Annotated in this window: 29 protein-coding genes; 20 read left to right on the top strand and 9 right to left on the bottom strand. The window is 72.5% G+C overall.

What is annotated here, in order from left to right:
- Positions 1–198: 198 nt before the first annotated feature.
- From KLI87_RS25885 to KLI87_RS25875, 3 genes are all read right to left on the bottom strand, one after another.
- On the bottom strand, positions 199–1,023 hold the full coding sequence (locus KLI87_RS25885; protein WP_214619025.1) for an SDR family NAD(P)-dependent oxidoreductase: 825 nt from the start codon (positions 1,021–1,023) through the stop codon (positions 199–201).
- Complete coding sequence (locus KLI87_RS25880; RefSeq protein ID WP_156215470.1) at positions 1,020–2,369, bottom strand: cation:dicarboxylate symporter family transporter; 1,350 nt, start codon at positions 2,367–2,369, stop codon at positions 1,020–1,022. The genes KLI87_RS25885 and KLI87_RS25880 overlap by 4 nt, the downstream gene beginning before the upstream one ends.
- Positions 2,370–2,501: 132 nt before the next feature.
- Positions 2,502–3,278 (bottom strand): IclR family transcriptional regulator C-terminal domain-containing protein, encoded by a 777-nt coding sequence (locus tag KLI87_RS25875; RefSeq protein WP_156215469.1) that lies wholly within the window; start codon positions 3,276–3,278, stop codon positions 2,502–2,504.
- 116 nt (positions 3,279–3,394) lie between these two features.
- Here KLI87_RS25875 and KLI87_RS25870 point away from each other — a divergent pair, with 116 nt between their 5' ends.
- Together KLI87_RS25870 and KLI87_RS25865 are read left to right on the top strand one after the other, a co-directional pair.
- On the top strand, positions 3,395–4,060 hold the full coding sequence (locus tag KLI87_RS25870) for a DUF4286 family protein (protein WP_214619024.1): 666 nt from the start codon (positions 3,395–3,397) through the stop codon (positions 4,058–4,060).
- A gap of 24 nt (positions 4,061–4,084) precedes the next feature.
- The gene (locus KLI87_RS25865) at positions 4,085–4,648 is read left to right on the top strand and encodes a carboxymuconolactone decarboxylase family protein (protein WP_156215467.1); all 564 of its coding nucleotides are present in this window, start codon (positions 4,085–4,087) and stop codon (positions 4,646–4,648) included.
- A gap of 6 nt (positions 4,649–4,654) precedes the next feature.
- Here KLI87_RS25865 and KLI87_RS25860 read toward each other — a convergent pair whose 3' ends face one another.
- On the bottom strand, positions 4,655–5,050 hold the full coding sequence (locus KLI87_RS25860; RefSeq protein ID WP_214619023.1) for a hypothetical protein: 396 nt from the start codon (positions 5,048–5,050) through the stop codon (positions 4,655–4,657).
- Between the two features lie 149 nt (positions 5,051–5,199).
- Here KLI87_RS25860 and KLI87_RS25855 point away from each other — a divergent pair, with 149 nt between their 5' ends.
- Both KLI87_RS25855 and KLI87_RS25850 read left to right on the top strand, forming a co-directional pair.
- Positions 5,200–5,559 carry a nucleotide pyrophosphohydrolase gene (locus tag KLI87_RS25855; protein WP_214619022.1) on the top strand — a complete coding sequence of 120 codons (360 nt, stop codon included), beginning with the start codon at positions 5,200–5,202 and terminating at the stop codon, positions 5,557–5,559.
- A 137-nt stretch (positions 5,560–5,696) separates the two neighbouring features.
- Positions 5,697–7,571 (top strand): DUF2075 domain-containing protein, encoded by a 1,875-nt coding sequence (locus KLI87_RS25850; protein WP_250904205.1) that lies wholly within the window; start codon positions 5,697–5,699, stop codon positions 7,569–7,571.
- Here KLI87_RS25850 and KLI87_RS25845 read toward each other — a convergent pair.
- Positions 7,516–8,124 (bottom strand): hypothetical protein, encoded by a 609-nt coding sequence (locus tag KLI87_RS25845; protein WP_214619021.1) that lies wholly within the window; start codon positions 8,122–8,124, stop codon positions 7,516–7,518. The two genes, KLI87_RS25850 and KLI87_RS25845, sit on opposite strands and share 56 nt — an antisense overlap.
- Complete coding sequence (locus KLI87_RS25840; RefSeq protein ID WP_214619020.1) at positions 8,121–8,534, bottom strand: ATP-binding protein; 414 nt, start codon at positions 8,532–8,534, stop codon at positions 8,121–8,123. Before KLI87_RS25840 ends, KLI87_RS25845 begins: the two co-directional genes overlap by 4 nt.
- Positions 8,535–8,847: 313 nt before the next feature.
- Here KLI87_RS25840 and KLI87_RS25835 point away from each other — a divergent pair, with 313 nt between their 5' ends.
- The 8 genes from KLI87_RS25835 (at position 8,848) to KLI87_RS25800 (ending at position 14,004) form a co-directional block, all read left to right on the top strand.
- The gene (locus tag KLI87_RS25835) at positions 8,848–9,729 is read left to right on the top strand and encodes a helix-turn-helix transcriptional regulator (RefSeq protein ID WP_214619019.1); all 882 of its coding nucleotides are present in this window, start codon (positions 8,848–8,850) and stop codon (positions 9,727–9,729) included.
- Positions 9,726–9,920: a DUF397 domain-containing protein gene (locus KLI87_RS25830; protein WP_214619018.1), complete on the top strand. Its 195-nt coding sequence runs from the start codon at positions 9,726–9,728 to the stop codon at positions 9,918–9,920. Before KLI87_RS25835 ends, KLI87_RS25830 begins: the two co-directional genes overlap by 4 nt.
- Positions 9,921–9,933: 13 nt before the next feature.
- Positions 9,934–10,881: a helix-turn-helix transcriptional regulator gene (locus KLI87_RS40360; RefSeq protein ID WP_214619017.1), complete on the top strand. Its 948-nt coding sequence runs from the start codon at positions 9,934–9,936 to the stop codon at positions 10,879–10,881.
- Complete coding sequence (locus KLI87_RS25820; protein ID WP_214619016.1) at positions 10,878–11,132, top strand: hypothetical protein; 255 nt, start codon at positions 10,878–10,880, stop codon at positions 11,130–11,132. The genes KLI87_RS40360 and KLI87_RS25820 overlap by 4 nt, the downstream gene beginning before the upstream one ends.
- Positions 11,129–11,629, top strand: a complete 501-nt coding sequence (locus KLI87_RS25815) for a DUF6879 family protein (protein WP_214619015.1) — start codon at positions 11,129–11,131, stop codon at positions 11,627–11,629. The genes KLI87_RS25820 and KLI87_RS25815 overlap by 4 nt, the downstream gene beginning before the upstream one ends.
- A 163-nt stretch (positions 11,630–11,792) precedes the next feature.
- Positions 11,793–12,911 carry a radical SAM protein gene (locus KLI87_RS25810; RefSeq protein WP_214619014.1) on the top strand — a complete coding sequence of 373 codons (1,119 nt, stop codon included), beginning with the start codon at positions 11,793–11,795 and terminating at the stop codon, positions 12,909–12,911.
- Positions 12,908–13,078: a hypothetical protein gene (locus tag KLI87_RS25805; protein WP_214619013.1), complete on the top strand. Its 171-nt coding sequence runs from the start codon at positions 12,908–12,910 to the stop codon at positions 13,076–13,078. Before KLI87_RS25810 ends, KLI87_RS25805 begins: the two co-directional genes overlap by 4 nt.
- Positions 13,079–13,155: 77 nt before the next feature.
- A complete protein-coding gene (locus tag KLI87_RS25800; RefSeq protein ID WP_214619012.1) occupies positions 13,156–14,004 on the top strand; it encodes a GNAT family N-acetyltransferase in 849 nt (282 codons plus the stop codon).
- 4 nt (positions 14,005–14,008) lie between these two features.
- On the opposite strand, the gene KLI87_RS41120 is transcribed toward KLI87_RS25800, so the two are convergent.
- Entirely contained in the window at positions 14,009–15,340 is a 1,332-nt protein-coding gene (locus tag KLI87_RS41120) for a serine/threonine-protein kinase (protein ID WP_214619011.1), read from the bottom strand.
- A 143-nt stretch (positions 15,341–15,483) separates the two neighbouring features.
- Here KLI87_RS41120 and KLI87_RS25790 point away from each other — a divergent pair, with 143 nt between their 5' ends.
- The 7 genes from KLI87_RS25790 (at position 15,484) to KLI87_RS25760 (ending at position 23,423) form a co-directional block, all read left to right on the top strand.
- On the top strand, positions 15,484–18,594 hold the full coding sequence (locus KLI87_RS25790; protein ID WP_214619010.1) for a BTAD domain-containing putative transcriptional regulator: 3,111 nt from the start codon (positions 15,484–15,486) through the stop codon (positions 18,592–18,594).
- Between the two features lie 67 nt (positions 18,595–18,661).
- Positions 18,662–20,215 carry an MFS transporter gene (locus KLI87_RS25785; RefSeq protein ID WP_214619009.1) on the top strand — a complete coding sequence of 518 codons (1,554 nt, stop codon included), beginning with the start codon at positions 18,662–18,664 and terminating at the stop codon, positions 20,213–20,215.
- A gap of 40 nt (positions 20,216–20,255) precedes the next feature.
- A complete protein-coding gene (locus KLI87_RS25780; RefSeq protein ID WP_156215445.1) occupies positions 20,256–21,167 on the top strand; it encodes an SPFH domain-containing protein in 912 nt (303 codons plus the stop codon).
- On the top strand, positions 21,164–21,382 hold the full coding sequence (locus tag KLI87_RS25775) for a hypothetical protein (RefSeq protein WP_214619008.1): 219 nt from the start codon (positions 21,164–21,166) through the stop codon (positions 21,380–21,382). Before KLI87_RS25780 ends, KLI87_RS25775 begins: the two co-directional genes overlap by 4 nt.
- Before the next feature lie 2 nt (positions 21,383–21,384).
- Positions 21,385–22,011: a GPP34 family phosphoprotein gene (locus KLI87_RS25770; protein ID WP_156215444.1), complete on the top strand. Its 627-nt coding sequence runs from the start codon at positions 21,385–21,387 to the stop codon at positions 22,009–22,011.
- Between the two features lie 118 nt (positions 22,012–22,129).
- Positions 22,130–22,819, top strand: a complete 690-nt coding sequence (locus KLI87_RS25765) for a 1-acyl-sn-glycerol-3-phosphate acyltransferase (protein ID WP_156215443.1) — start codon at positions 22,130–22,132, stop codon at positions 22,817–22,819.
- 31 nt (positions 22,820–22,850) lie between these two features.
- Positions 22,851–23,423 carry a 3'-5' exonuclease gene (locus KLI87_RS25760; RefSeq protein ID WP_214619007.1) on the top strand — a complete coding sequence of 191 codons (573 nt, stop codon included), beginning with the start codon at positions 22,851–22,853 and terminating at the stop codon, positions 23,421–23,423.
- A gap of 24 nt (positions 23,424–23,447) precedes the next feature.
- Here KLI87_RS25760 and KLI87_RS25755 read toward each other — a convergent pair whose 3' ends face one another.
- Positions 23,448–24,770, bottom strand: a complete 1,323-nt coding sequence (locus KLI87_RS25755; protein WP_250904269.1) for an MFS transporter — start codon at positions 24,768–24,770, stop codon at positions 23,448–23,450.
- A 251-nt stretch (positions 24,771–25,021) separates the two neighbouring features.
- Between KLI87_RS25755 and KLI87_RS41115 the strand changes: the two genes are divergently transcribed.
- Positions 25,022–25,642 carry a TetR/AcrR family transcriptional regulator gene (locus KLI87_RS41115; protein WP_214619006.1) on the top strand — a complete coding sequence of 207 codons (621 nt, stop codon included), beginning with the start codon at positions 25,022–25,024 and terminating at the stop codon, positions 25,640–25,642.
- Between the two features lie 21 nt (positions 25,643–25,663).
- On the opposite strand, the gene KLI87_RS25745 is transcribed toward KLI87_RS41115, so the two are convergent.
- A complete protein-coding gene (locus tag KLI87_RS25745) occupies positions 25,664–26,728 on the bottom strand; it encodes a mechanosensitive ion channel family protein (protein ID WP_214619005.1) in 1,065 nt (354 codons plus the stop codon).
- Between the last annotated feature and the right edge of the window lie 30 nt (positions 26,729–26,758).

The raw sequence follows: 26,758 nt of genomic DNA, 5'->3' as shown, positions 1-26,758 counted from the left end.
GGGCCGGGTATCGAATTGTGTCGATCTCCTTGTACCCGGCCCGCCATTCCGTGAAGCCCACGGCCTGATCAACAATCTTTGGCAGTTTTCGCCCTTGCCGCTCCCAATTGCCCCACAATAGCCGCTTCGTCCCACCAAGAATTCGCGGCACGTTCAGCGGAATGGCGGAAACGGCCAGGACCGGCCAAGATCGGCCGGTCAGTCGCAGCGGGCGGTCATCCCGCCGTCCACGACGATCTCCGTGCCGGTCACGAACCGCGCCTCGTCGGAGGCCAGGAACAGCGCCGCGTGGGCGGTGTCGCGGCCGTCCCCCATGAACCCGAGCGGGATGCGGTTCAGCCGCTCGCGGAGCAGCCGTCCCACGTTGCCGCCGGTGCGCTGGGCCGCGAGGCGCGCCTCGACCATCGGCGTGTGGAGCTGGCCCGGCACGACCGTGTTGACCCGGATGCCGTGCTCGGCGTGCTCGACGGCGGTGACCCGCGACAGCTGGATCACCCCGGCCTTGGCCGCCGCGTAGGCGGCCTGCGGCGAGCCGGTGTAGCGGATCCCGGACGTGGAGGCGATGTTGACGATGGCCCCGCCGCCCTGCTCGCGCATCACCGGCAGGACGCTCCGGCAGGCGAGGTAGGCGCTCGTGAGGTTGAGGCCGAGCTGCCCGTCCCAGGTCCGCTCGTCGAGGTCGGCCGCGCCGCCCGGACGCGACCCGCCGACGTTGCAGACCAGCACGTCGATCCGCCCGTAGACGGCCTGGCACGCCTCGGTCATCGTGGCGACGGCGGCGGCGTCGGTCACGTCGCACTCGTAGGGGCGGCCCTCTCCCCCGGCCTCCCCGATCAGCTCCATGGTCCGGGCGAGGGACGCGGCGTCCCGGTCGACCGCGAACACCCGGGCGCCCTCGCGCGCGAACACGACGGCGGTCGCGCGCCCGTTTCCCCAGCCCGGCCCCGCGCTGCCCGCGCCGGTGACGAGGGCGACCTTGCCCGCCAGCCTGCCTTCCACCCTGCTCTCCGGTCCGCTGGTCACGCGTTCCCTCCCACCGCGGCGGCGGCCGAGGGCGCGGGCTCCGCCGCGGCCGGGCCGTCCTCGGCGGGGGCGCGCCCGGACAGCACCAGCAGCGCCCGCTCGCGGTCGAAGACGCCCTCCCACGCGCTGACGACGATGCTCGCCAGCATCTGCCCGCACAGGCTCACGATGCCGCGCATCATCGACAGGAACCGGTCGACGCCGAAGATCAGCATGATGCCCGCGACCGGGACGGTGCCCGTGGTCGACAGCGTGGCCGCCAGGAGCACGAAGCCCGCGCCGGCGATCCCGGCGCCGCCCTTGGAGGTCAGCAGGAACACCGCGAGCAGGCCGAGCTGCTGCCAGATCGACAGGTCGATGTCGAAGGCCTGCGCGATGTAGAGGCCCGCGAACCCCATGTAGAGGCAGACGCCGTCGGAGTTGAACGCGTACCCGGACGGGACGACGAGCCCGACGATCGGCTTCGGGCAGCCGAGCCGCTCCAGCTTCTCGATGAGCTGCGGCATCACGGCCTCGTAGTTGGCGGTGCCGAGGGTGATGAGCAGTTCGTCCTTGAAGTAGCGGTACAGCGGCAGGACGCGGATGCCGCAGATCCGGGCGACGGTGCCAAGCACGACGAGGCAGAAGACGATCCCGGTCAGCCAGAACAGCCCGACGAACGTGCCGAGGCTGGTCAGCGTCTTCGTCCCGAACTTGCCGGTGGTGTAGGCCATCGCGCCGAACGCGCCGAACGGCGCCAGGTACATGACGAGCTTGACGATGCCGAAGACGGCCTCGCCGACCCGCTCGACGCCGCGTCCGATGGGGGCGCCGCGCTCGCCCATCATCTTGACGGCGATCGCGAACAGCACCGAGACCAGCAGGATCTGCAGGACGTTGCCGTCCACGAACGCGCCGACGACGCTGTCGGGGATCGTGTTGACCAGGAAGTCGTACCAGTGCTGGTGCTCGCCCTCGGAGGCGTACTCGCTCGCCTTCCCCGCGAGCTTGATGGCGTTCGGATCCGCGTGGACGCCGTCCCCGGGCCGCAGGACGTCCATCACCACCAGGCCCATGATCAGCGCGATCGTGGTGACGACCTCGAAGTAGACCAGCGCCTTGACGCCGATCCGGCCCATGCCCGCGAGCGCTCCCGCCGAGACGACGCCGGTGACGATCGTGCAGAAGATCACCGGCCCGACCAGCATCCGGATCAGCGAGATGAAGCCGTCGCCGAGTGGTTGCAGGGACGCTCCCGCGTCCGGCGCCGCGAGGCCGAGCGCGGCGCCGAGGGCGAGGGCGACCAGGACCGTCAGCCAGAGTCGCGTGGTGAAGGCGGTCCGTAGGAGGGAAGCGGCACGGGACATCGCGGTTCCTCTGTTCGCCAGTCGCACAGTTGTACGTCAGTTAGATGGTGAGTGTGACCGACCTCTCCGACCAGGTCAAGAGGCAGTGTGCGACGGCGGGGTTGGGAATCGGTGGGAGCGGCCCGAGGGGGCTCAGGGGGCGGGGACGAAGCCGATGTCGCGGGAGATCGCGTCCGCCGTCCGGAGCAGCAGCGGGACCTGGTGCTCGCGCAGCTCGTCCACCGACACCCGTCCGGCGTTGGCCGAGACGTTGATGGCCGCGATCACGGCGCCGCTCCCGTCGCGCACCGGCGCCGCCGCCGAGCGCACGCCCTCCTCGCGCTCCCCGTCCACCAGCGCGTAGCCCCGCTCCCGCACCCGGTCCAGCTCCTTCTCCAGCTCGCCGGGGTCGGTGATCGTGTGCGGGGTGAGCGGCTCCAGGGCGACGGCCGCGAGGTGCTCGCGCAGCGCGTCCGGCGGCAGCGCGGCCAGCAGCACGCGCCCCATGGACGTGGGGTAGGCGGGCAGCCGCGAGCCCACGTTGAGCACGATCGACATGCTCCGGTTGGCGGGGACGCGGGCGACGTAGACGATCTCCCCGCCGTCCAGGGTGGCGGCCGAGCACGACTCGCGCACCTCGTCGGCCAGCCGCCGCATGTGCGGCTGGGCCCGGTCCCAGATCGGCAGCGAGGCGAGGTAGCCGTACCCGAGCCGCAGGACGCGCGGCAGCAGCCGGAACCGGCGGTCGTCCACCTCGGCGAATCCGAGCCGGACGCAGGTCAGAAGGATGCGCCGCGCGGTCGCGCGCGACAGCCCGGTCAGCTCGGCCGCCTCGCTGACGGTCAGCGACGGGTGCTCCGCCGAGAACGTCTCCAGCACGCGGAACGCCTTCTCGACCGAGTCGATCACATCGGGGTCCTGCCTTGACATCCCTGACTCCCGCCCTCAAAGTATTCTACTGACGTACACATGTTCGTCAGTAGAACAAACCTACCCGCTGCCGCCAGCTCCCGGCAGGGGAAACACACCGATCGGGAGGGTCCACCGTGGCGGAAGGTCTGCTCTACGTCCTGTCGCAGCCGCGCGACGGCGACGAAGCGGCGTTCCACGACTGGTACGACACCGAGCACGGCCCGGCCAGGCTCGCCCTGCCCGGCGTCCATCGAGGCCACCGGTACCGCGCCGGCGACGGCGAGGTGCCGTCCTGGCTCGCATGGTACGACCTTGACCTGGCCGTCCTCCACACCCCCCGCTACCGCGACCTGCGCGAACACCGCAGCGACCGGGAGCGGTCGGTGATCGCGGCGCTGGAGGTCTTCGAGCGCCGCGTCTACCGGCTGCTGGCCGAGCACGGCGCGCCCGGCACCGCTCCCCCGCCGCTGCTGCTGGCACGGTCCCTCGCGGTCGAGCCCGAGCACGCGGCCGACGTCGACGAGTGGTACGAGCGCGAGCACGTCCCCGCCCTGCTCGCGATCCCGGGCTGGCGCCGCGTCCGCCGCTTCGCCCTGGAGGACGGCGACGCGCCGCGCCTGCTCGCCCTGCACGAGATCGACGACCCGTCGGTCTTCGACACCGAGACCTTCCGCGCCGCGACGGACACGCCGTGGCGCACCGAGATCATGCGGCGCGCGCTCGCGAACGAGCGCCGCCTGTTCACCTACCACTCCACCTTCCAGCCGGACGGCGCGCCCGCCGCCGGGAACACCCGCTGAACCACACACAACCGGGGGACATGAATGCCAGCCCGCGTCGACGCGCTCCGGCCAGCGGACCTGACCGACGAGCAGCGCGCGCTCTACGACCGGCTGCTCGACAGCGCCCGCGCCACCGGCCCGCGCCCCTTCCCGCTCGCCGACGACGAGGGCCGCCTGCGCGGCCCCTTCAACGGCATGCTGCTCAGCCCGGAACTCGGCGACTCCCTCCAGGAACTCGGCAACGCCGTCCGCTACCGGACGGGCTTCACCGCCCGGCAGAAGGAACTGGCGATCCTCACCGTCGCGGCGCAGGAGCACTCCGAGTACGAATGGGCCGTCCACGCCCACGCGGCGCGGGGGGCCGGGCTCACCGAGGAGCAGATCGAGGCCGTCCGCGCGGGCGCCGCCTGCCCGCTGGAGGACCCGTCCGAGACCGCCGTGCTCGCCGCCGCCCGCGAACTGGCCGCCACCGGCGACCTCACCGACACCGCCTTCGCCGAGGCCACCGCCGCCCTCGGCCTGAACCTCCTGTACGAGCTGGTCACCCTCGTCGGCTACTACCGCCTGATCGCCTGCCAGCTCCGCGTCCTGCGCGTCACCGACTGACCCGCCCTACCGCGGGGTGGACATCGTCCCCTCGACCCAGACTCCCGCGCCCCGGACGTCCACGCCGACCGTGACCGCGTCCGCCCCGCCGTTCCACCACACCGCCCTCTCCTCCCCCGCTCCCACCATCCCCCCGCCCACCTCGGCGTCGCCGACGCGCACAACAAAGGAGACCCCCTCCCTGGACGCGCGGTCGCGGACGACGAGCCTGCGCCCCGGCGGCACGAGCACGTCCTGGCAGTGCAGCCAACCGCCGGGCGCCCAGCACAGGAACCGCACCCCCGAATCGGCGCGCCCTCCGCGCGGCCCCCGCGCCTGCGCCGGCGTCCCGACCGGCGTCGGCGGCGCGAACGCGATCGCCACGAACCCCGCCACCGCCGCCAGCAAGATCGTCCGATTCATCACCCCTCCGCTCGTCCCACCCTGCAGAAAGCTACGCCCAGCACCCGCCCCCGCACACACAGTGGCGAAAAACCGGAGCCCCCGAATCTCGCGGCGCCCGCGCGCCGGGGCGCCGCCGCGTCCCGGCGGCGGTTGTCTAGCCTGGGGGGATGCATGACGACGGGACGCTCGCCGAACGGCTCCGGGAGTTCGCGGCGGCGCGCGAGTGGGAGCGGTTCCACACGCCGAAGAACCTCGCGATGGCCCTCGCCGGCGAGGTCGGCGAGCTGGTCGCGGAGTTCCAGTGGCTCACCCCGGAGGAGTCGGCGGCGGTGATGGCCGACCCGGAGTCGGCCCGCCGCGTCCGGGCCGAGCTGGGCGACGTCGCCATCTACCTCACCCGGCTCGCCGACGTCCTCGGCGTCGACCTGGACCGCGCCGCGCACGACAAGCTGGACGAGAGCGGGCGGCGCTACGACGCCGCGTCCTACCGGGGATCCGCGCGCAAGGCCCCGCCCCTGAACCGGTGAGGAATGTCGGCGGCCGCCGATAGCCTCTCCCCGTAAGGAGTTGCGGCCCGACGGGCTTCCCCCTCCCCGACTGATCACGGGCACGGGATACGCCCCCATACCGCACGAGAATTTCGTGCTGCCTGGGGGATGTTCCCTTGACGGTCTTCCGTCGTACCGCCGCGTCGTTGCTGTCACCCGCCGAGCGGAGGTTCTCGCAGGTCCTCGCCGAGCAGATGAAGATGCGGGACGGGCTCAACGTCTCGGCGTCGGAGGTGCGGTCGTGGGAGCGCAGCCTCCCCGTGGTCGCCCAGGACCTCGTCGAGGCGGGCCTCGGCCAGGTCGAGATGCTCATCGAGTACAGGCTGCCGCTGACGAGCAAGCGCGCCGACGTCGTCCTCGCGGGGGTCGACCGGCGCACCGGCGGCGACGCGTATGTGGTCGTCGAGCTGAAGCAGTGGAGCCGCGCCGAGGTGTGGGACGAGGACCCGACCCGCGTCCTCGTCCACAACATGACGGGAAGGCCGAAGCTCCACCCGGCCCTCCAGGCCAAGGGGTACACCGACTACATCTACGGCTTCCTGGTGGAGCTGGCCGACAGGCCCGAGGCGCTGCACGCCGTCGCGTACCTGCACAACGCGGCCCGGGGCGACGTCGTCGACCTCTACGACGCCGTCGAGGACGACCGGACCCGGCTGTTCACGCAGTCGACGCGCGGCGCGTTCGTCGACTACCTGCGCGACCGGTTCGCGCCCGCCCCCGGCCGCGCCGCCGCCGACCGGTTCCTGAGCAGCGAGGTCCGGCCGTCCAAGCAGCTGCTCGCGCACGCGGCGCGGGAGATCCGCGACCGCGACCAGTTCGTGCTGCTGGACGAGCAGCGGCTGGCGTTCGAGATCGTCCTGCACGCGGTCGAGCGGGCGCGCCGGGAGGACCTGAAGACCGTCGTGGTGATCACCGGCGGGCCCGGGAGCGGCAAGAGCGTGATCGCGCTCTCGCTGCTCGGCGAGCTGTCCCGGCGGGGCCTGCCGGTGCTGCACGCCACCGGCTCCAAGTCGTTCACGGAGACGATGCGCCGCCACGTCGCCAAGGGCTCCCCGCGCACGAAGGCGATGTTCAAGTACTTCAACAACTTCATGGAGGCCGAGCGGAACGATCTTGAGGTTCTGGTCTGCGACGAGGCGCACCGCATCCGGAAGGTGTCGGCGAACCGGTACACGCCCGCCCGCCTGCGCACCGGCCGCCCCCAGGTCGACGAGCTGATCGACGCGGCGCGGGTGCCGGTGTTCCTGCTGGACGGGCAGCAGAACGTCCGGCCGGGTGAGATGGGGACGCTGGAGGAGATCCGCGAGCACGCCCGTTCGAAGGGGCTGAGCGTCCAGCACGTCTCGCTGGACGAGCAGTTCCGCTGCGGCGGGAGCCGCAAGTACGAGGAGTGGGTGCTGCGGCTGCTCGGCCTGCACGAGGGCCCGGCGGAGCCGTGGACGGGCGACGACGACTTCGAGGTCTCCCTCGCCGAGTCCCCTGGCGAGTTGGAGGCGCTGCTGCGCGTCCAGCACGAGGCGGGACGCACCGCCCGGATGACCGCCGGGTTCTGCTGGCGGTGGAGCGACCCCCGCAAGGACGCCGGAGCCTATGAGCAGTCGCTCGTCCCGGACGTGGTGATCGGGGACTGGGCCCGGCCGTGGAACGTCAAGGGCGACCGGTCCATCGGCGACGCGCCGCCGAGCGAGCTGTGGGCCACAAACCCCGGCGGGTTCGGGCAGGTCGGGTGCGTCTACACCGCGCAGGGATTCGAGTACGACTGGAACGGCGTGATCCTCGGACCCGACCTGGTGTACCGCGACGGGCGGCTCGTCCCGAGGCGCGGGGCGAGCCGCGACCCGGCGCTGCGCCCGAAGACCGTCACCGACGCGGAGGCGGCGGGGCTGATCCTCAACACCTACAAGGTGCTGCTGACCCGGGGCATGGCCGGGACGCTCATCTACTCCGTGGACGAGGAGACACAGAAGTTCCTGACAAGCCTGCTCGGCTGACCGAGCGCTCGTACTCGCGGACCAGCGCTTCGAAAGGCATGCGCGGCCAGCGGCTGAGCGCACCGGTGTACCGGTCGACGACGAGCAGCGGACCGGGTTCATCGGTCACGCTCTCGACCGGCCGGGCGACGAACCCGCCGGGGAACTCCGCGACGGCCAACGGCACGGAACGCCCGCGACGGCGGAGCCAGGCGTCCGCACGGCGCCACGCCTCCGCCCGGTCGACGACCACCGGACGCACCGAGTAGGCGGCCAGAACATGGTCGACCCCTCGCAGCGTCCGGCAGTCGGGGGTGCCGCAGCCACGGCAGATCTCGCGCCCGTAGGGGTCGTCGCCGGGACGGTGCACCGCGAGCACGCGCGTCATGGCCGTGCCGCAGGCGAGCACCAGCCCGCGCGCCTGGCCGACGAACCTCCGGCTGTCCGGATCGAGCCGCCCGTCCTCCACGAGGACGGCGTCGATCGCGTGCGGGTCCGCGCGCAGCGCGGCGGTCATCGCGGCGTGCACGCCCTTGCCGACCTCGGTGTGCGTCCAGGACGCCGGGCCGCTCACGCGGCGAACACGGCGGTGACCGTGCGGCCGTCGGCGTTGCCGTGCCAGCCCCAACTCCGGGCCGTGAGCGAGACGGTGCGCAGCCCGCGCCCGCTCTCGGCGGACTCGTCCGCGTCGGTGACGGCGGGCTCATCCGGCCCGCCCTGGTCGGCGACCGACACCACGACCACGCGGCCGCACCGGGCGACCTCGACGGCGAACGTCCCGCCGTCCAGGCCGGACCTGGTGTGCCGGATCGCGTTGGCGGCGAGTTCGTCGGCGGCGAGCAGGACATCGTCGAGGCGGGGGCATCCGGCCAGCAGGCAGCCGACGAACCGCCGGACGGCACGGGCCTGCTCGGGACCGCCGGAGAAGGTCCGCCGCCAGAGCAGCGGCACGGACTCTCTCGCCAAGAGCACTACCGGTGACATGGGAACACCTCTGATCATGTCGGGAACGGCATTGCGGGATGTGTCGAGTCACTCCTCTTCCACGAGGCAAGCGTCACAGCCGGTCGAGTCACAGGCACGGAGAATCGGCATTCGCATGGCCCGGGGAGCCATTCGGCACATCGGTAGGAGGTACATGCGATGCGCGCACGTGCGAAATTCGCACGTGCGGATTCGTCCAGCACACCGCCGACCTGCCCATTTGTCGCGACGCCTCGACTACCGACCGCTACAGTCCCGGACAGTGCGGTAACTCAGAGTCAGCCGCCGAAGGCGCTGTCCCCGGGAGGCGGTCATGCCGAGCCCCTACGTCCGCCGCCGCCAGCTGGCGGCCGAGATCCGCAAGCTCCGCGAGAGCCACGGCCTGACGACCGACGACCTGGCCCGCCTCGTCTTCCACTCCCGGACGAAGATCACCCGCCTGGAGACCGCCCAGGTCCGCCCCGACCTCGTCGACATCATGAACATGCTCGACACCCTGGAGATCACCGGCAGCAAGTACGACAGGCTCCTCAAACTGGCCCGCGAGGCCGCCCAGAAGGGCTGGTGGGACAAGTACGGCATGTCCATGGGCCCCCGCCAGAAGCTCGCGGCCGACCTGGAGTACAACGCCGACACCGTCCGCTGCTACGACCAGACCGCGATGCCGGGCGCCTTGCAGTGCCCCGAGTTCATCGACGCCCTCGTCGCCCTGGACGAGAGCCAGCGCACCCTCGACTACCGGCCGAGCCGGATGGCGGAGGCCCGCGCACAGCGGCAACGTGAACTGCTCCGACCGGACGGCCCGCACCACGAAACCATCCTGGACGAATGCGTCATCCAGAGGCTGGCAGTTCCCTCACAGGCAATGGCGGCTCAGCTCAGGCACATGATCACAGTCATCTCCACCGAGGAACGGATCACTATCCGTGTCCTCCTACACGATGCCCGCATCCCCGGCGGCCATCTCCCGCAGTCATCTTTCTGCCTCTACACATTTCCCGAAGCAGGTGACCCCCCGATAGGGGTGGTCGACACCATCGCCACCGACCTGATCGTCACCCAGCGAGGTGAGGTCGCACGCTACGCCCGGATGTACGACCGGCTCAGAGCAGCTGCCTTGACCACCAAGGACAGCCTCGACTTCCTCAACCGGGTAGCCAATCACATCACCGATCGGACAGGATCGGGATTATGACCAAGAACTTTCGGGGCTGGCGCAAGTCCCGTCACAGCAACCCCGACGGCCACTGTGTTGAGGTCGGTCGTGCAGCAGATGGGACCATCGGTGTACGTGACACCGAACTCCACGGCATGGGCCCGATCGTGGAGTTCACCAAGGACGAATGGCTGACCTTTCTTCACCAGATCCGATCGGATCGCGGCTAGCACCTCGCTTCCGGTGGTCACCTCATCATCCTCCTCCGCCCAAGCGGCACGCGAACGGCTTGGTGCCCGGCTCCGCGAACTGCGCGAAGCCGCCAAGATCACCCCGAAGGTCTTCGCGGCTCAGGCGGGCTGGAAGAACACCGTGGTCATCTCGCAGGTCGAGAAGGGCCGAAGGAGCATCACGGCAGCCCACATCGATCTCTGGTGCCGCATCGCCGAGGCCCCATCGCACCGGCAGCGGGAACTCGAAGCGGAGCAGGCAGCAGTGGTCGGGATGTGGCTGAGTTATGCCGAGCTGAACCTGGCGGGGCTAAAGGGCCAGCAGGATCGAGTCAGGGGCCGCTACGACAAAGCCCGCCTCATTCGTGCCTACTGCACGAGAGGCATCCCCGGATTGATGCAGACGGCCGGCTACATCACGACGGCTCTCACCGCCGCCTGGATGGAGCAGGCCGTCGAGGTCGATGACATCGCCGAGGCGGTTGCCGCGCGCCTGGACCGGCAGGCGGTTCTCCGGCTTCCCGGAAAGCGGTTCGTGTTCCTCCTGGAGGAAGATGTCCTCTGGCATCGGGTTACCACCCGGACGACCCACCTCGAACAACTTGAGCACGTACTCGCGGCCATGCGGCTTCCGTCCGTGGCACTCGGCGTGATCCCGCGGACAGCGCGCCGCGAGGTCAGGGGGTTCGGAGTATGGCCCGAGGAGACGTTCTTCATAACCGACGAAACAGAGGTGAATGTCGAGTTGGTCTCGGGTTACCTCTCACTCACTCAGCCTGCCGAGATCGCGATGTACGTCGCCTCCTTCGACAGGCTGCGGACGCTCGCGGTCCATGGTCGAAGCGTAGTCGAGCTGGTCCATGCCGCAATGGGCGCCCTGACGTCGAATCCATCGCCGGGCGAAGGTGCTGAAGGTAGCACCCCACCCGAACCTGAGCCCTCTCGAAGGCGGGAAGAATGATCGAGTTTGTCGGTCAAGACCCAGAAAGTGTTGATCTCAAGTGCCCTGCGGTATGGCGAGACAAGGAAACCCGTCGGATCTACTTTCAGGGAAAGACCGAAACCGATCCCGAGGTGCTGGCAAGGCTCGCCAGAGACATTCCTCCGGCCGCTGACGAGTCCATCGTCTGGCTCGGCGAGAACATGATCCCGACCATCGGGGAGGCGATCGGCGGCACCTACGACGAGGGCAGGAGCGGCACCGCCCCGTGACCGTGGAGGACCTGGTCATGGGTGCGAAGCACTCAGCGATCCACTTGGAGATGCGCGACACCTACACGCCCGGCCATCCGGCGTACCTCGACTGGCTCAACGGTGGTACCGGACGGTACGACCGCACTCCGTTCACGGACCTGGTGCGCGACCTCGTCAGCCGGGGAGTAAGGATGCGGCGCGCCCGCGTCGTCTCCGAGCCGCTGAGCCGGGAGATCCAGTGGGAGCACATGATCACCGACGAGAACATCGAGGCGGGAGAGGAGGTCCGCTGGCTCCCGAGGACCCAGGCGTTCGACCTGTTGCTGCCCGGTGCTGACTTCTGGCTCGTGGACAGCCGGGTCGTCGCCTACAACTTCTGCGCCGGAGATGGCACCGATACCGGAGAAGAAGTGTTCACCAGCGCTCCTGACGCGGTCGCCCGGTGCCTGCTCGCCTTTGAGCAGGTGTGGGAACGCGCCGTACCCCATGTCGACTACAGGCCGCCGACCACATAGCTGCTAAAGCCTGCTAATTCTCTGGCCTTCGACCCAGGGCACGGGGCAAAGTCGATCCAGGTGGCGCGATTCGTACCTGATCGCCGTTCTGGAGGCCTACCCGATGGCTCGAAACATTTTGTCGCACCGACATTCTCGAAGCTCCCCGGGAGAGGGAAGCCTCGTGCATGAGCTGATCGTCAGCCCCTATATGGGTCGTTTCGTCATGGTAAAGCCCGGCCGAAAGGAGGGCGGGACCATGCCCGCGTATCTGTATCGGGAACTGGCCGAGACCGCCCCGACGTCACCGTGTCCGGACTGGCTGGTGAAGGCAGCGCGGCAGGCCTGGCACACCGAGCTGGAGGGCAGACCGCTCGCGCCTGCCGTCCTGGTTCGGGATGACCCGGGCCTGGGCTACGGCCGGGCCTCGTGGGAGCTGAACCTCGGTTGCAACTACGACTGCGAGCACTGCTACCTCGGAATCAAGGACTTCGCGGGGCTGGAGTTGCCGGAGCGTGTCCGCGTTCTGCACACGTTGCGGGACGCCGGGGTGCTGTGGCTCCAGCTGACGGGTGGGGAGCCGATGGTGGACCGGCTGTTCACCGAGACCTATGCCGCCGCCTACGACCTCGGCATGATGCTGACGGTCCTCTCCAACGGGTCCCGTCTGTTCCTCCCGAAGGTGCTCGACCTGCTGACGGAACGCCGGCCGGACCGCGTCACCCTCAGCGTCTACGGCGCGACGGAGGAGAGCTACGACGGGCTGACCCGGCGTAAGGGCGCGTACAGGCTCTTCAAGAAAGGCTTGGATGCGGGCCACGAGGCGGGTCTGCCCCTTTCCCTATCGATGATCGTGACGCGCCACAACGCCCACGAGGTACCCATGATGCGCCACATCGCGGAGCGGATCGGCGCACCGATGGAGGAGTACACGAACATGGTGCCGACGATCTACGGCGGGGACGAGACGCTGCCCACCCAGTCGGCCGAACACCTACGAAGGCGGAAGCCGTTCACCGGCTGCAACGCCGGTCACACGTTCTTCCACGTCAACCCGTTCGGAAGGGCGTCGATCTGCAAGGTCGGCCGCGACCCCGCCGTCGACCTTCTCGCCGAAGGCGTCGAGGGCCTGTCGCGGCTCGGCGCGATCGCCGACTCCCTGCTGCTACGGCAGGGCGGATGCACCGGCTGCGGGCTCCAGGGGACCTGCGGTACCTGTATGCCGCTCGTACAGCTGTACCGCAAGGCCGAGGCGCCCCTGGCCACGTACTGCCAGCACCGAGAGAAGGAGGAGTCTGTATGACCGTCCCATCGTTCGCCGATCCCACGAATCCCACGGAGAGCCTGCCCACGGGCCCGGCCGTGCCGGTCGCAGTCGAGGTGCCCGGGGTCTCGCTCATCGCGAATGTCGATGCCCTGTCGGTGGGCAACGTGTGTTCGTGTGCCGCCGGAGACGACAACCCGTTCTGACCTGCGCCGATCAGGGCCCCGGATCGCTTCGGCGGTTCGGGGCCCCTTCGCCTCCGGCCGTCATTAGCCTGCGAGGCATGGGTTTTCGGTGGGACTGGCTCGGGCCCGTGATGCGCGCACCGTATGTCCCGGCGCTCGGGCCGATGCCGCCCGAGGCCGTCACCGCGGAACTCTTCGACGCTGTACTGGAGATCGCCCGTACCGGACGGTTCCTGCCTTATGACAAGGATCGCCGCTGGATGGCGAGCAAGGACGAGTACGTCCTTGTCGACGAAGTCGTGCACACCCCGTTGGAGACGATCGTCCCCGTGCTGACCTCGCGCGGCGGTGGACTCGTGAAGCTCTACCGGTACGCCGCGCACGACCCCGATCTCAGCGCGTTGAGGCGGCTTGGCGAGCGGATCGCCCGGGACCACGGGGCGGGCAGCCGGGTGATCTGGTTCTCCGACCACGCCGATCAGGCGCACGGCAGGATCATGGTGAAGCGCTTCTCTTCGGACGACGACCAGGCCGCCGACGACGGGGTGCGGGATCTGACGGACTGCCCGGTCGCCGACACCTTCGACGCGTTCGCCGGAGAGATCGGGCCGGAGGGCTTTCAGTTCCTGTGTCAGCGTCTCAAGGCGGGGCATCGGGACGGCCCCATCCTCGTGACGGTCGCCGACGACCGGATCGTCGGCGGGCTCGGACCGCTTTGCGCGGTGGTCGGGCCGGATGGGCGGGTCATCCAGCAGCCCGCTTACTTCGCCGTCCACCCGGACTACCGGGGCCGAGGCTACGGCCGGAGGCTGTGGCGGGCCTCGATGGCCTGGGGCCGCGCGCGTGGGGCCGACGTCAAGGTCCTTCAGGCGGCCCGCGGAAGCGCCGCCGAGGCCCTCTACCTGGCCGAAGGGCTGGAGACGCACGGCTACCTCTGCCAGAGGTAGCAGGTTAGAAGGGGCAGGTGGGGAGGTCGGGGATCGGGGGGGTGGTCCAGGTCGGGGAGACCGAGGTGGCGGGGAACCAGCCCCAGCCCTCGTTCTGGTAGCGGTCGTCGCCCTGGGTGTAGAGCCAGGCGGTGGCGGGGTCGGTGGAGCCCTGGCGTTGGCAGACGAACCAGTTGCTGGTCGATCTGAGGTAGCCGGTCGTGGGGCCGGAGGTCGGTTCCTGGTAGAGCGGGCCCGGGCGGGCGGTCTGGCAGGACCAGGTGTCGAAGCTGCGGCCGGTCGGGTCGGTCACCCGTCTGGTCGCGTGCGTGCAGTGGGCGGCCGGTGCGGACGCGGTCGGGGTGGCGGATTTGGTGGGTGCGGCGGCGGGGGTCGACGGGTCGTGGATGAGGAACGCTCCCGTGATCAGGGTGACGAGGAGGGCCGCCGTGGCCGCGCCCGCCCAGATGGGCCAGGGTGAGCGGCGGGGTGGGGGCGGGGTTTCCTGGTGATGACTCACCATTTGGGTTACTTCGGGGGGTAGCCACTGGTCTGGGGTGGCCTCCGTGGTCAGGCGTTCGAGGATCTCGGGCGGCGTCGGGCGGGCGGCGGGGTCCTTGGCCAGGCAGGACGCGGCGATGTCGTGGATCGCGGGCGGGAGGCCGGTCAGGGTCGGTTCGCCGTGGACGATCCGGTACATCAGGGTGTGGGCCGGGCCCTCGCCGAAGGGGCGGACGCCCGCCGCGTGGCACAGGACCGCTCCCAGCGCGAAGACGTCGGCGGGCGGGCCGACGTCCGCGCCGGTGATGTGCTCGGGGGCCATGAAGCCGGGGGTGCCGACGGAGCCGCCGGTGCGGGTCAGCGCGGTGCCCTCGTCGGCCTGGGCGATGCCGAAGTCGATCACGCGGGGGCCGTCGGGGGCCATGATGATGTTGGACGGCTTCAGGTCGCGGTGCACGAGCCCGGCGGCGTGGATCGCCTCCAGCGCCTCGGCGAGGCCCGCGCCGAGCACGCGCAGGGAGTGCTCGGGGAGGGCGCCGTGCTCGGCGACGACGGCGGCGAGGGACGGGCCCGGGACGTAGGCGGTGACCAGCCACGGCGGGTCGGCGTCCAGGTCGATGTCGACCACCTGCGCGGTGTGGAAGCCGCCGACCCGGCGGGCGGCTTCGGCCTCGCGGGCGAACCGGCGGCGGAAGCCCTCGTCGGAGCCGAGTTCGGCGCGCACGACCTTCACCGCGACGGCGCGTCCGCCCGGCGAGTGGCCGAAGAACACCTCGCCCATGCCTCCGGAGCCGAGCCGTCCCGACAGGCGGTAGCGGCCGATCGTCTGTGGATCGGCGGGTCGCAGCGGCTCCATCGTCCCCCAGCTTCCGATATGCGAACACTCAAGTCTCCTGGACGCGCGGAGCGCCGGGCACGGTTCCGGGTCCGGGGCCGCTTCTGGTCAGGGGGCGTTTTCCGGCGATCTCGCGCACGCTCCCAGGCTGGGAGGATTGGGGTATGTGGTTTGGGGTTCTGGGGGCCGTGGAGGTCCGGGGCGCGGAGGGCGCGGTGGGCGGGCCCCGGGTGCGGGGGCTGCTCGCCATGCTGCTGCTGGAGGCGGGACGGGTCGTCGCCGCCGAGCGGCTGATCGACGGTCTGTACGGGGAGGAGCCGCCGAAGGGGGCGGCGAACGCGCTCCAGTCGCAGGTGTCGCGGCTGCGGCGGGGGCTCGGGGACGCGGGGCTCGTGGAGGGGCACGCGGCCGGGTACCGGCTGGCCGTCGCGCCCGAGCTGGTGGACGTCCACGAGTTCGGGCGGCTGGCGCGGGACGGGCGGGAGGCGCTGGCGGCCGGCGAGCACGCGCGGGCGGCGGCCGTGCTGAGGCGGGCGCTCGGGTTGTGGCGCGGGCCTGCCCTGGCGGACATCAGCGCGCCGTTCGCGGCGGCGCAGGCGGCGCGGCTGGAGGAGTCGCGGGCCGCGGTGGCGGAGGATCTCGCGGAGGCGGAGATCGCGCTGGGCGAGTTCGGGGCGGTGGTGCCCCGGCTGCGGGATCTGCTCGACGCGCAGCCGCTGCGGGAGCGGGCGCGGGCGCTGCTCATGCGGGCCCTGTACGGGGCCGGGAGGCAGGCCGACGCGCTCGCGGTGTTCGAGGACGGGCGGCGGCTGCTGGCGGAGGAGCTCGGCGCCGACCCCTCGCGGGAGCTGGCCGAGGCGCATCTGGCGGTCCTGCGCGGCGAGCCCGCGTCCGAGGCCGCGCCCGGGGCCGCGCCCGCGCGGGAGTTGCCCGCGCAGCTCACCGGCTTCGTCGGCCGCGAGGACGAGGTGCGCCGGGTCGGGGCCATGCTCGCGGACGGGCGGCTGGTCACGCTGCTCGGGCCGGGCGGGGCGGGCAAGACGCGGCTGGCGGTCGAGGCGGCGGGACGCGAGGACGGCGAGGTCCGCTTCGTGGACCTCGCGCCGGTCGACCGGACGGAGGTCGGCAAGGCGCTGCTCGGCGCGCTCGGGCTGCGCGAGAGCGGGATGCTGCCGGGGCCCGCCGAGGGGCAGCCGGGGGCGGAGGAGCGGCTGGTCACAGCGCTGGCGGGGCGGCGGATCCTGCTGGTGCTCGACAACTGCGAGCACGTCGTGGAGCCGGTCGCGCGGCTGGCGCACCGGCTGCTGAGCGCCTGCCCGAGGCTGCGGGTGCTCGCGACGAGCCGGGAGGCGCTCGGGATCACCGGCGAGGCGCTGCGTCCGCTGCCGCCGCTCGCGCTGCCGCCGGAGGGCACGCCCGCCGGTGACCTCACGCGCTATCCGGCGGTGCGGCTGTTCGCCGACCGCGCGGCGGCGGTGCGGCCGGGGTTCGCGGTGGACGAGGCGAACGCGCGGGACGTCCTGCGGATCTGCGGGGCGCTGGACGGGCTGCCGCTGGCGATCGAGCTGGCGGCGGCGCGGCTGCGGTCGCTGCCGGTCGGGGAGGTCGCGACGCGGCTGGACGACCGGTTCCGGCTGCTGTCGCGCGGCAACCGGGGCGCGGCGCCCCGGCACCAGACGCTGCGCGCCGTCGTGGGGTGGAGCTGGGACCTGCTGGACGGCCCCGAGCAGGTCCTCGCGCGGCGGCTGACCGTGTTCTCCGGCGGGCTCACGCTGGAGGCGGCGGCGGAGGTGTGCGACGTCGAGGACGCCGACGAGCTGCTCGTCGGGCTGGCCGACAAGTCGCTGCTCCAGGCCGACGGGGCGCGGTTCAGGATGCTCGACACCGTCCGCGCGTTCTGCGCCGAGCGGCTCGCGGACGCGGGCGAGGAGGAGCGGTTCCGGAGGGCCCACGCCGAGTACTTCCTCGGGCTGGCCAGGCGCGCCGACCCGCACCTGCGGGGCGCCGAGCAGGTGGCGTGGCTGGAGCGGCTCGCCGCCGACCACGGCAACCTGCACGCGGCGCTGCGGCGCAGCGTCCGGCCCGACCCGGCGCTGGCGCTGCGGCTCGTCGCGTCGCTGTCGTGGTACTGGTGGCTGCGGGGGCGGATCGAGGGCGCGGCGCTGGCGACCGCGCTGCTGGAGGAGATCGGGACCGAGCCGCCGGAGGGCCTGGGCGAGGAGTACGTCCTGTGCGTCGCCAACGCGGTGGGGGGCGGCGAGTCCGGCGCGCGGGCGGCGGGGTGGCTCGACCGGGCCGAGGAGCTGCTGAACGGGATCGGCCGCACGCTCGCCTACCCGGTCGTCACCGTCTCCTGGGCGCTGACGGCGGGGCCGGAGCGCACCGACATCGAGGTCATGACGCGGCAGATCGGCGACGACCCGTGGTCGAAGGCGCTGACCAGGATGAGCGCGGCGTTCCTGCTCCAGTTCCGGGGCGACCTGGCGGGCGCGGAGCTGGCCTGCGGCGAGGCCGTCGCCGGGTTCCGCGAGGCCGGGGACTCCTGGGGCATCGCGAACACGCTGGACTCGCTCGCCCAGCTCGCCGACTGGCGCGGCGACCGCGCCCGCGCGCTGGCCCTGCTGGACGAGGCGCTCGCGCTGACCGACCGGCTCGGCGCGCTGGAGGACACCGCCGACCTGCTCTACCGGCGCGGCGACGTGCACGTCCACGCCGGGGACCTGGACGCCGCGCACGCCGACTACACGCGCGGCGGCGGCCTCGCGCGCCGCGCGGGCGCGCCCGACAAGGTCGCGGGCGCCCACCACGGGCTCGGGCAGGTCGCGCGGCTGCGCGGCGACCTGGCCGAGGCGCGCCGCGAGTACGAATTGGCGCTCGGCGGCCCGATGTCCGAGCGGTTCATCGCGGGCGCCGTCCGCGCGGTCGCGCTGGTCGGGCTCGGCTGGGTGGAGCTGCGCGAGGGCGGGACCGCGCGGGCCAGAGAGCTGTTCCGCGCGTCGCTGGCCCTGTCGATCGACCACCCGGTCTTCATGAACCAGGCGGGCGCGGCCGTCGGCCTGGCGGGCGCGGCGCTCGCGGACGGCGACGGGGCGCGGGCCGCGCTGCTGCTCGGCGCGGCCCGCGCGCTGCGCGGCGCCGACGTCGAGCGCGACGCCGACGCGGAGGGCGTCGAGGGCGGGGCCCGCGCGCTGGTGGGCGACGCCGCGTACGAGGCGTCCTACGCCGAGGGCGCCGCGCTCCCCCGCGAGGAGGCCGTGGCGGAGCTGCGCCGCTGACCACCGGCGGGAAGCGCGGTCAGCGGACGGTGCGCGGGCGGTCAGCGGCCCCCGCGAGGCTCCGGCCATGGAAAACCCGACCCGCAAATGGGGCACGTTCGCCATCTGCACGCTGCTCGCCATCGTGCCCAACATCGACCTCACCGCGCTGAACCAGGCGATCCCCCGCCTGAGCGCGGACCTGGACCCCTCCGCCACGCAGATCCTGTGGATCGCCGACGCCTACGGCTTCGCGCTCGCCGGGCTGCTGGTCACGATGGGCGGCGTCGGCGACCGGATCGGCCACAAGAGGCTGCTGCTCATCGGCACGGCCGTTTTCGCCGCCGCGTCCGCCGTGACCGCCTACGCGCCGAGCGCCGAGCTGCTGATCGCGGCCCGCGCGCTGCTGGGCGTCGCGGGCGCGACGCTCATGCCGTCCTGCCTCAGCCTGATCCGGCGGGTGTTCACCGAGCCCAGGCAGCGGACGATGGCGGTGGGGGTGTTCAGCGGCGCCGCCGGGCTCGCGGTCGGGCTCGGCCCGGTCGTCAGCGGCGCGCTGCTCGACCACTTCTGGTGGGGCTCGGTCTTCCTGATCAACGTGCCGCTGATGGCGGTGGCGCTCGTGGCGGGCGCGCTGGTGCTGCCGGGCTCCCACCGGCGGGCGGCGTCCGGGCGGATGGACCTGCCGAGCGTGCCGCTGTCGGTCGCCGGCGTCCTCGGCCTGGTGTACGCGGTGAAGGAGGCCGCCGCCCACGGGGTGGACGAGCCGCGCGTGCCGGTCGCCGCCGCCCTCGGCGCCGCCGCGCTGGCGGCCTTCATGGTCCGGCAGACCCGGGTGGCCGAGCCGCTGATCGACGTCGGGCTGTTCCGCGTCCCCGCCTTCAGCGGGTCGGTCGTCACCAACATGTTCGCGATGTTCACGCTGGTCGCGCAGTCGCTGATCTTCTCGCTGCTGTTCCAGCTCGCGCTCGGCTGGTCGCCGCTGCGGGCCGGGCTCGCCGGGCTGCCCGGCGCGCTCGGCGCGATGATCGGCGGCGCCGCGCTCGCCCCGCCGCTGATCTCGCTGCTCGGCCGCGCCCGCTCGGTCGCGATCGGCATGGCCGTGTCGGCCTGCGCGTTCACCTCGTTCCTGACGATCGGGCTGGACACCTCCTACCTGGCGATGGTCCCGATGATCCTGGTGTCGGGGCTCGGGATGGGGCTCGCGATGACGGTCACCTCCGACACCGTGCTCGCCTCGGTGCCCCGGGAGCGCTCGGGCGCCGCGTCCGCGATCTCCGAGACCGCGACCGAGCTGGGCGGCGCGCTCGGCATGGCGATCCTCGGCAGCGTGCTGAACGCCGTCTACCGCGACAGCCTGGAGCTGCCCGCGGGGGTTCCGGCGCCCGCCGCCTCGGCCGCGCGCGACTCGCTGACCGGCGCCGTGCAGGCGGCGGCCGCGCTGCCCGGACGCCTCGGGGAGCAGGTCGCCGGCGCCGCCCGCGCCGCGTTCGTGGACGGCATGCACGCCGCCCTGCTGTGCAGCGCCGGGCTGGCCGCGCTGGTGGCGGTGTTCGCGCTGGTGACCCTGCGCGGCGTCCCCAAGGTCATCGAGGACGCCGAGGTGTCCGCCGAGGCCCCCGCGCACGAGTCGAAAAAGTGATATCACTTTGCTATGCTCGTGCTAACAAAGGAGGAAGCACATGGTGGAGTCGACACGGGTGGAGATGCCGAGGCCGCAGTCCTCCGAGCGCGCGGCGCGCGACATCGGCGGCTGGCCGATGCTGGGGGCCGGGCTGGCGCTGGTCCTGCTGGGGGCCGTGGCGGTCCTCGCCGGAATCGCCGCCGGGGGCGGCGCGGGGATCGGGGTCGGGATCGCGGCGGCGGTGGTGCTGGTGCTCGCCGGGCTGGTCGTCCTGGCCGGGCTGACGGCGGTCGCGCCGGGCGAGGCGCGGGTGCTCCAGGTCCTCGGCCGCTACGCCGGGACGGTGCGCACCGACGGGCTGCGCTGGGTGAACCCGATCACCGAGCGGCGCAAGGTCTCGACCCGGATCCGCAACCACGAGACCGGTCTCGCGAAGGTCAACGACCTGGACGGGAACCCGATCGAGATCTCGGCGGTGGTGGTCTGGCAGGTGCGCGACACCGCGCGGGCGATGTTCGAGGTCGACGACTTCGTGGAGTTCGTGGCCTTCCAGACCGAGGCGGCGGTGCGGCACATCGCGGGGAGCTTCCCCTACGACGCGCACGACCGGACCTCGCTGCGCGACAACGCCGACGAGATCACCGGGCAGCTGTCGGAGGAGCTGCGGCAGCGGGTCGCCTCGGCCGGGGTGGAGATCATCGAGTCCCGGATCACCCGGCTGGCCTACGCGCCGGAGATCGCGCAGGCGATGCTGCGCCGCCAGCAGGCGGGCGCGGTCGTCGCGGCCCGGCAGCGGATCGTCGAGGGGGCGGTCGGGATGGTGCAGCTCGCCCTGGACCGGCTCGACGAGGAGAACGTGGTGGACCTCGACGAGGAGCGCAAGGCGGCGATGGTCAGCAACCTGCTGGTCGTGCTGTGCGCCGACCGGGACGCACAGCCGGTGGTGAACACCGGCACGCTCTACCAGTGAGCGCCGAGCGGAAGAAGATTTTGCTGCGGCTCGACCCGGCCGTGCACGACGCGCTCGCCCGGTGGGCCGGGGACGAGCTGCGCAGCACCAACGCGCAGATCGAGTTCCTGCTGCGGCAGGCCCTCGCCGAGGCCGGGCGGATGCCCGGCTCGGCGGGGCGGATGCGCCGGCCGGGCCGGCCGTCCAAGGCGGAGACCGAGGGGAACGAGGAGTAGCCATGGTCGAGATACCGGACACGCTGCCGGCCCGCATGTTCCTCCTGGCCTACGATCTGCGGAAGGAACGGATGACGCAGCACGGCCCCCGGCTCGGGTACGTGCTGCGCGCCGCCGCGCTGACCGAGCTGTTCCTGGACGGGCGGCTCGTCGAGGAGCACGGCCGCCCCGTGCCGGGCACGCCCGGCGATGACCCCTACGGGCTGCTCGCGGAGATCTCGGCGTCGCGTCCCCGGTCCTGGCAGCACTGGATCCGCAAGGACGTCCGCGCGATGGCGGGCACCGTCCGCGAGGAGCTGGCCCGGGAGAGGTGGATCCGGGTGACGCGGGAGCGGCGGCTCGGGCTGTTCCCGCGCGACCGCGTGAGCGTGCGGGACCCCCGGGTGGTGAAGGCGCTGTGGGGAGGCGCGTCCTCGGCGCTGCGGGGCCGCCCGGTCGCGCACGTGAACAGCTACGACGCCGCGGCGGTGGCGCTGGCGGCGGCGGGCGAGATGGCCTCGGTGCTGCCCGGCTCGGACCGGCGGCGGCACAGACGGCGGATCGAGGAGCTGACGGCGCGGAGCGGCCCGGCGGTGCCCGCCGTCCGCAAGCTCCTCCGCGCGCGGCGCGCCGCCGCCGCGGCCGGGTAGCGGCCCGAGAGGGAGGGCGGGGCCGCCCGCAATGACGGGGCCGACAAGATTCCGGGGCTGGATCTTGTGTCGGGGCGGCACCGCGACGGCGGACGCGCGGCCCATAACCTGCTCGGACATGGACCCCGAACGCCTGATCTACCCGCTGATGAAGTACGTCCTGGTGGGCCCGGCGATGCGCCTGGCGTTCCTGCCGACGGTGAGCGGGCTGCGGCACATCCCCCGGACGGGCCCGGTGATCCTCGCGGCCAACCACCTCGCGTTCGTGGACTCCTTCGTCCTGCCGCTGATGGTGCCGAGGCGGGTGCACTTCCTCGGCAAGCACGAGTACTTCACGGGGGCGGGCGCGCGGGGCCGCGCGATCGCGACGCTCTTCCGGAGCGTCGGCGCGATCGCGGTCGACCGGTCCGGCGGGCGCGCGGCGCTCGACGCGCTCGACACCTCGGCGCGGGTGCTGGAGGGCGGCGGCGCGTTCGCGATCCACCCCGAGGGCACCCGGTCGCCGGACGGGCGGCTCTACCGGGGCCGGACGGGCGTCGCGCGGCTCGCGATGCGGACCGGCGCGCCCGTGGTGCCGGTGGCGATCGAGGGCACCGACCGCGTCCAGCCGCGCGGGCGGGCCGTCCCGAAGCCGGGCCGGATCGCGCTGCGGATCGGCACGCCCATGGACTTCACCGGACGCGACGCCGGGACCCCGCGCGGCCGCGCCGCCCGCGAGGTCACCGACGAGATCATGGAGGCGATCCGGGGGCTGTCGGGCCAGGAGTACGTCGACGACTACGCGCCGAGGCCGGAAAACGGGTCGTGAGCCGCGCGGCCGGGCCGGTACCGTCCCGCCCATGGACGAGAGGACCGGCCGCTACCTCAACGTGGTCGACGTCGAGGCCACCTGCTGGCCGACGCGGGCCGAGGCGGGCGGGCAGCCGAACGAGATCATCGAGATCGGGCTGTGCGTGGTCGACCTGGAGGCGCGCGAGCGCACCGCGAAGCACCGCGTCCTCGTGCGTCCGGCGCGGTCGGCGGTGAGCGCGTTCTGCACCGATCTGACCGGCCTCACCCAGGACGAGGTGGACGGCGGCGTCCCGTTCGCGGAGGCGTGCGCGATCCTGGAGCGCGAGCACCGCTCCCACACCCGCGCCTGGGCGAGCTGGGGCGACTACGACCGCAAGCAGTTCGAGGCGCAGTGCGCGCGGGCGGGCGTCCGGTACCCGTTCGGGCGGCGGCACACCAACGCCAAGGCGACCTACTCGCAGGCCCGCGGGCTGCCGAAGCGGCTGGGCATGGCGGGCGCGCTCCAGCACGCGGGGCTGCCGCTGGAGGGCCGCCACCACAGCGGCGCCGACGACGCGTGGAACATCGGCGCGCTCGTCCTGGACGTCGTGCGCCGGGGCGCGTGGCCGGAGCGGGCCTAGCGGCGGGCCCCGGCCACGCCCCGCTCACCCGCGGACGCGCATGACCACGAGCGTCACCAGCAGCGCCGCCGCCGCGAACACGGCGCCGGCCGCGAAGGCCGCGTCGATGCCGCTCATCGCGTCCTCCCGCGAGCCCTGGACCGCGACCAGGACGGCCGAGCCGAGCGAGGCGCCCGACCACAGCATGGCCTGCGCGACCCCGGACGCGGCGCCCGCGTGCTCGGGGTCCACGCTCGCGAGGATCGTCGCGTTCAGCGGCAGGATCGTCAGCCCCGCGCCGAGGCCGATGATCATGAAGGGGCCGAGCAGGCCGCTGACGAAGCCGTCCCCGGCCGAGAGCTGCGACAGCCACAGCAGGCCGGCGCCGAGCAGCAGCGTGCCGAGGGCGACCAGGGGACGCGCGCCGGTCCTCGGCAGCACGCGCGGGACGAGCCGGACGGTCGTGAACTGGAGCCCCACCAGCGGCAGGAACGCGACCCCGGCGCGCAGCGGCCCGTAGCCGAGGTTCTGCTGGAGGTACTGGGTCAGGAAGAAGAACGCCCCGAAGATCCCCGCCACGTACAGCAGGAGGACCAGGTAGGACGCGGCGCGGTCGCGCCCGGTCAGCAGCCAGAGCGGCATGATCGGCTGCCGGGCGCGCCACTCGACCGCGACGAACACCGCGAGCAGCACGGCGGCGGCGGCGAAGGCGCCCAGCGCGCGGGCGTCGCCCCAGCCGTCCGAGCCGGCCCGGATCAGCCCGTACACGAGCGCGGTCATCCCGGCCGTGGAGGTGAGCGCGCCGGCGACGTCGAACCGTCCCGGGCGCCGCGCGGTCTCGGCGAGCACGCGCGGGGCCAGCAGCGCCAGCACGACGCCGACCGGCACGTTGATGAAGAACACCCACCGCCAGGACCCCGCCTCGGTGAGGACGCCGCCGACGAGCATCCCGATCGCGCCGCCCGCGCCGGACACGGCGGAGAAGACGCTGAGCGCGCGGACCCGCGCGGGACCCTCGAAGTTGCTCGCGATCAGCGCCATCGCGCTCGGCGCGGCGACGGCGGCGGCCAGGCCCTGGGCGGTGCGGGCGGCGAGCAGGAACCAGCCGCTCGTCGCGAACCCGCCGACCAGGGACGCTGCGGTGAACGCGACGATCCCGGCGGTGAAGGCGCGGCGGCGGCCGAACATGTCCCCGGCGCGCCCGCCGAGGAGCAGCAGCCCGCCGAAGGCGAGCATGTAGGAGTTCTGGATCCAGGCGAGGCCGCCGGTCGACAGCCCGAGCCCGTCGCGGACCCGCGGCAGCGCGATGGTGACGACGGAGGTGTCGAGCGTGATCATGAGCTGGCAGCCCACGATCACGGCGAGCATCACGCCCGGACGGTGTAGGAGGCCCTGAAAAAGGCCATGATTGACTGGCGGAGCGGCGGCGCTGGGAGCGGCGAACTCCCCGCGCGCGGCCGTCCGCTCGTTGGATGTGGTCACGGGTGACCCCCGGAAACGAGAACTTAAGGAACGGGGACGTACACTATGTGGGAAACGTACCACCGATCCGCACAAAAGAGAACGCTAGCGTTCACTATATTGGCGGGGTCGAGGGTGCCGGTGAACGGGAGCGACCGGTGAGCACGGGCACGGGGGCGGACACGGCCGGGGGCGGAGGCCCGGGGACGGGCACGCGCCGCCGCGGCGGCGAACTGGAGGCGGCGATCTACGAGGCCGTGTTCACGCAGCTGGAGGCCGTCGGCTACCGCAGGCTGACCATGGAGGGCATCGCGGGCGCGGCGCGCACCGGCAAGGCCGCGCTCTACCGGCGCTGGCAGTCCAAGGAGGACCTCGTCACCGACGCGCTCAAGCACGCGCTGCCGAACCCGCCGCCGCGTCCGGCGACCGGGAGCGTCCGCGAGGACATGCTGGCCTCCCTCACCTGCCTGCGCGACACGCTGATCGCCTGCCGGGGCGCGGCGTTCAAGGTGCTGAAGGAGGAGGCCGCCGACAGCAACGGCCTGATGCACGACGTGATCCGCGCGCGCATCTCCGAGCCCGTCAGGGAGATGCTCTACCAGGCGCTGGAGCAGGGCGCGGCGCGCGGCGAGGTCCGTCCGGGCGCGGTCACCCGCCAGGTCGCGAACGTCGGCCCGGCGCTGGTCGTGTACGACCACCTCACCGAGGGCGGCGCGATGGACGACGAGCGGCTCGCCTCGATGGTCGACGAGATCCTGCTCCCCATCCTGCGCCCCTGACGCGCTCCCCGGCCCGCGGGGCTACAGGCCCGGCGACACCGGGCGGCCGTCGGGGCCGGACGCCTCGTCCAGCGTCACGCGGCGGCGCGGGTAGGGCGTCTCGACGCCCGCCTCGCGGAACCTCCGGTGCAGCCGCTTGACGAACTCGTGCTTGATGGCGAACTGGTCGCCGAACTCGCTGGTGCGCAGGATCACGGTGAAGTCGACCGACGACTCGGCGAAGGTGTGGAAGCGGACGAGGACCTCCGCGTCCTTCACGCCGCCCTGCACGTCCGCCATCACGCCCTCGCCGACCTCGACGACGAGCTTCTCGACCCGCTCCAGGTCGGCCTCGTAGGGGACGCGCGCCTGGATCAGCAGCGACATGTCCTGCGCGGGCCGGTGGTAGTTGGTGAGGATCGTGTCGGAGAACCGCTGGTTCGGGATGACCTCGATGTTGTCCGACAGCGTGCGGATGGAGGTGTTGCGCCAGTTGATGTCGACGACGTACCCCTCCTGCCCGCTGCTCAGCTTGATGTAGTCGCCGGGCTCGATGGTCTTGGACGCGAGCACGTGCACGCCCGCGAACAGGTTGGCGAGGGTGTCCTGCAGCGCGAGGGCGACCGCGAGGCCGCCGACGCCGAGGGCGCCGAGCAGCGGCGTGATCGACACGCCGAGGCTCTGGAGCATGACCAGCAGGCCGATGCCGATGACGATCACGCGGGTGATGTTGGCGAAGATCGTCACGTTGGCGGCCACGCCCTGCCGCGCCATCGCGATCGAGGTCACCGACCCGGCGATGAGCCGCGCCAGCGCCAGCGACACCACGAGGATCGTCGCGGCGGTCAGCACCCGGGCGGTCACGTCCAGCGTGCCGCGCGGCAGGTGCAGGACCAGCGCCGCGAACCAGGCGCCGGTGAGCACCGCGACCGGCATCGCGAGGTCGCGGATCAGCCGTGCGGCCAGGTCGTCCCAGGTCCAGCGGGTGTCCCCGGCGCGGCGGAACAGCCGCCCGGTGAGCATCCGCAGCGCCACCGCGACCCCCAGCGCGGCCACCATGACGATCGCCGCGATGATGACCCGCCGCCAGTCCAGGTGGTCGCCCATGACGCCCTGATCACTCCTCAATGGTCGACT

This window comes from Actinomadura sp. NEAU-AAG7, from assembly GCF_018603865.1.
In the GTDB taxonomy this organism is placed as follows: Bacteria; Actinomycetota; Actinomycetes; order Streptosporangiales; family Streptosporangiaceae; genus Spirillospora; species Spirillospora litoris.
The sequence above is the reverse complement of the archived record's forward strand: the minus strand, read 5'-3'. Positions and strand labels throughout refer to the sequence as shown.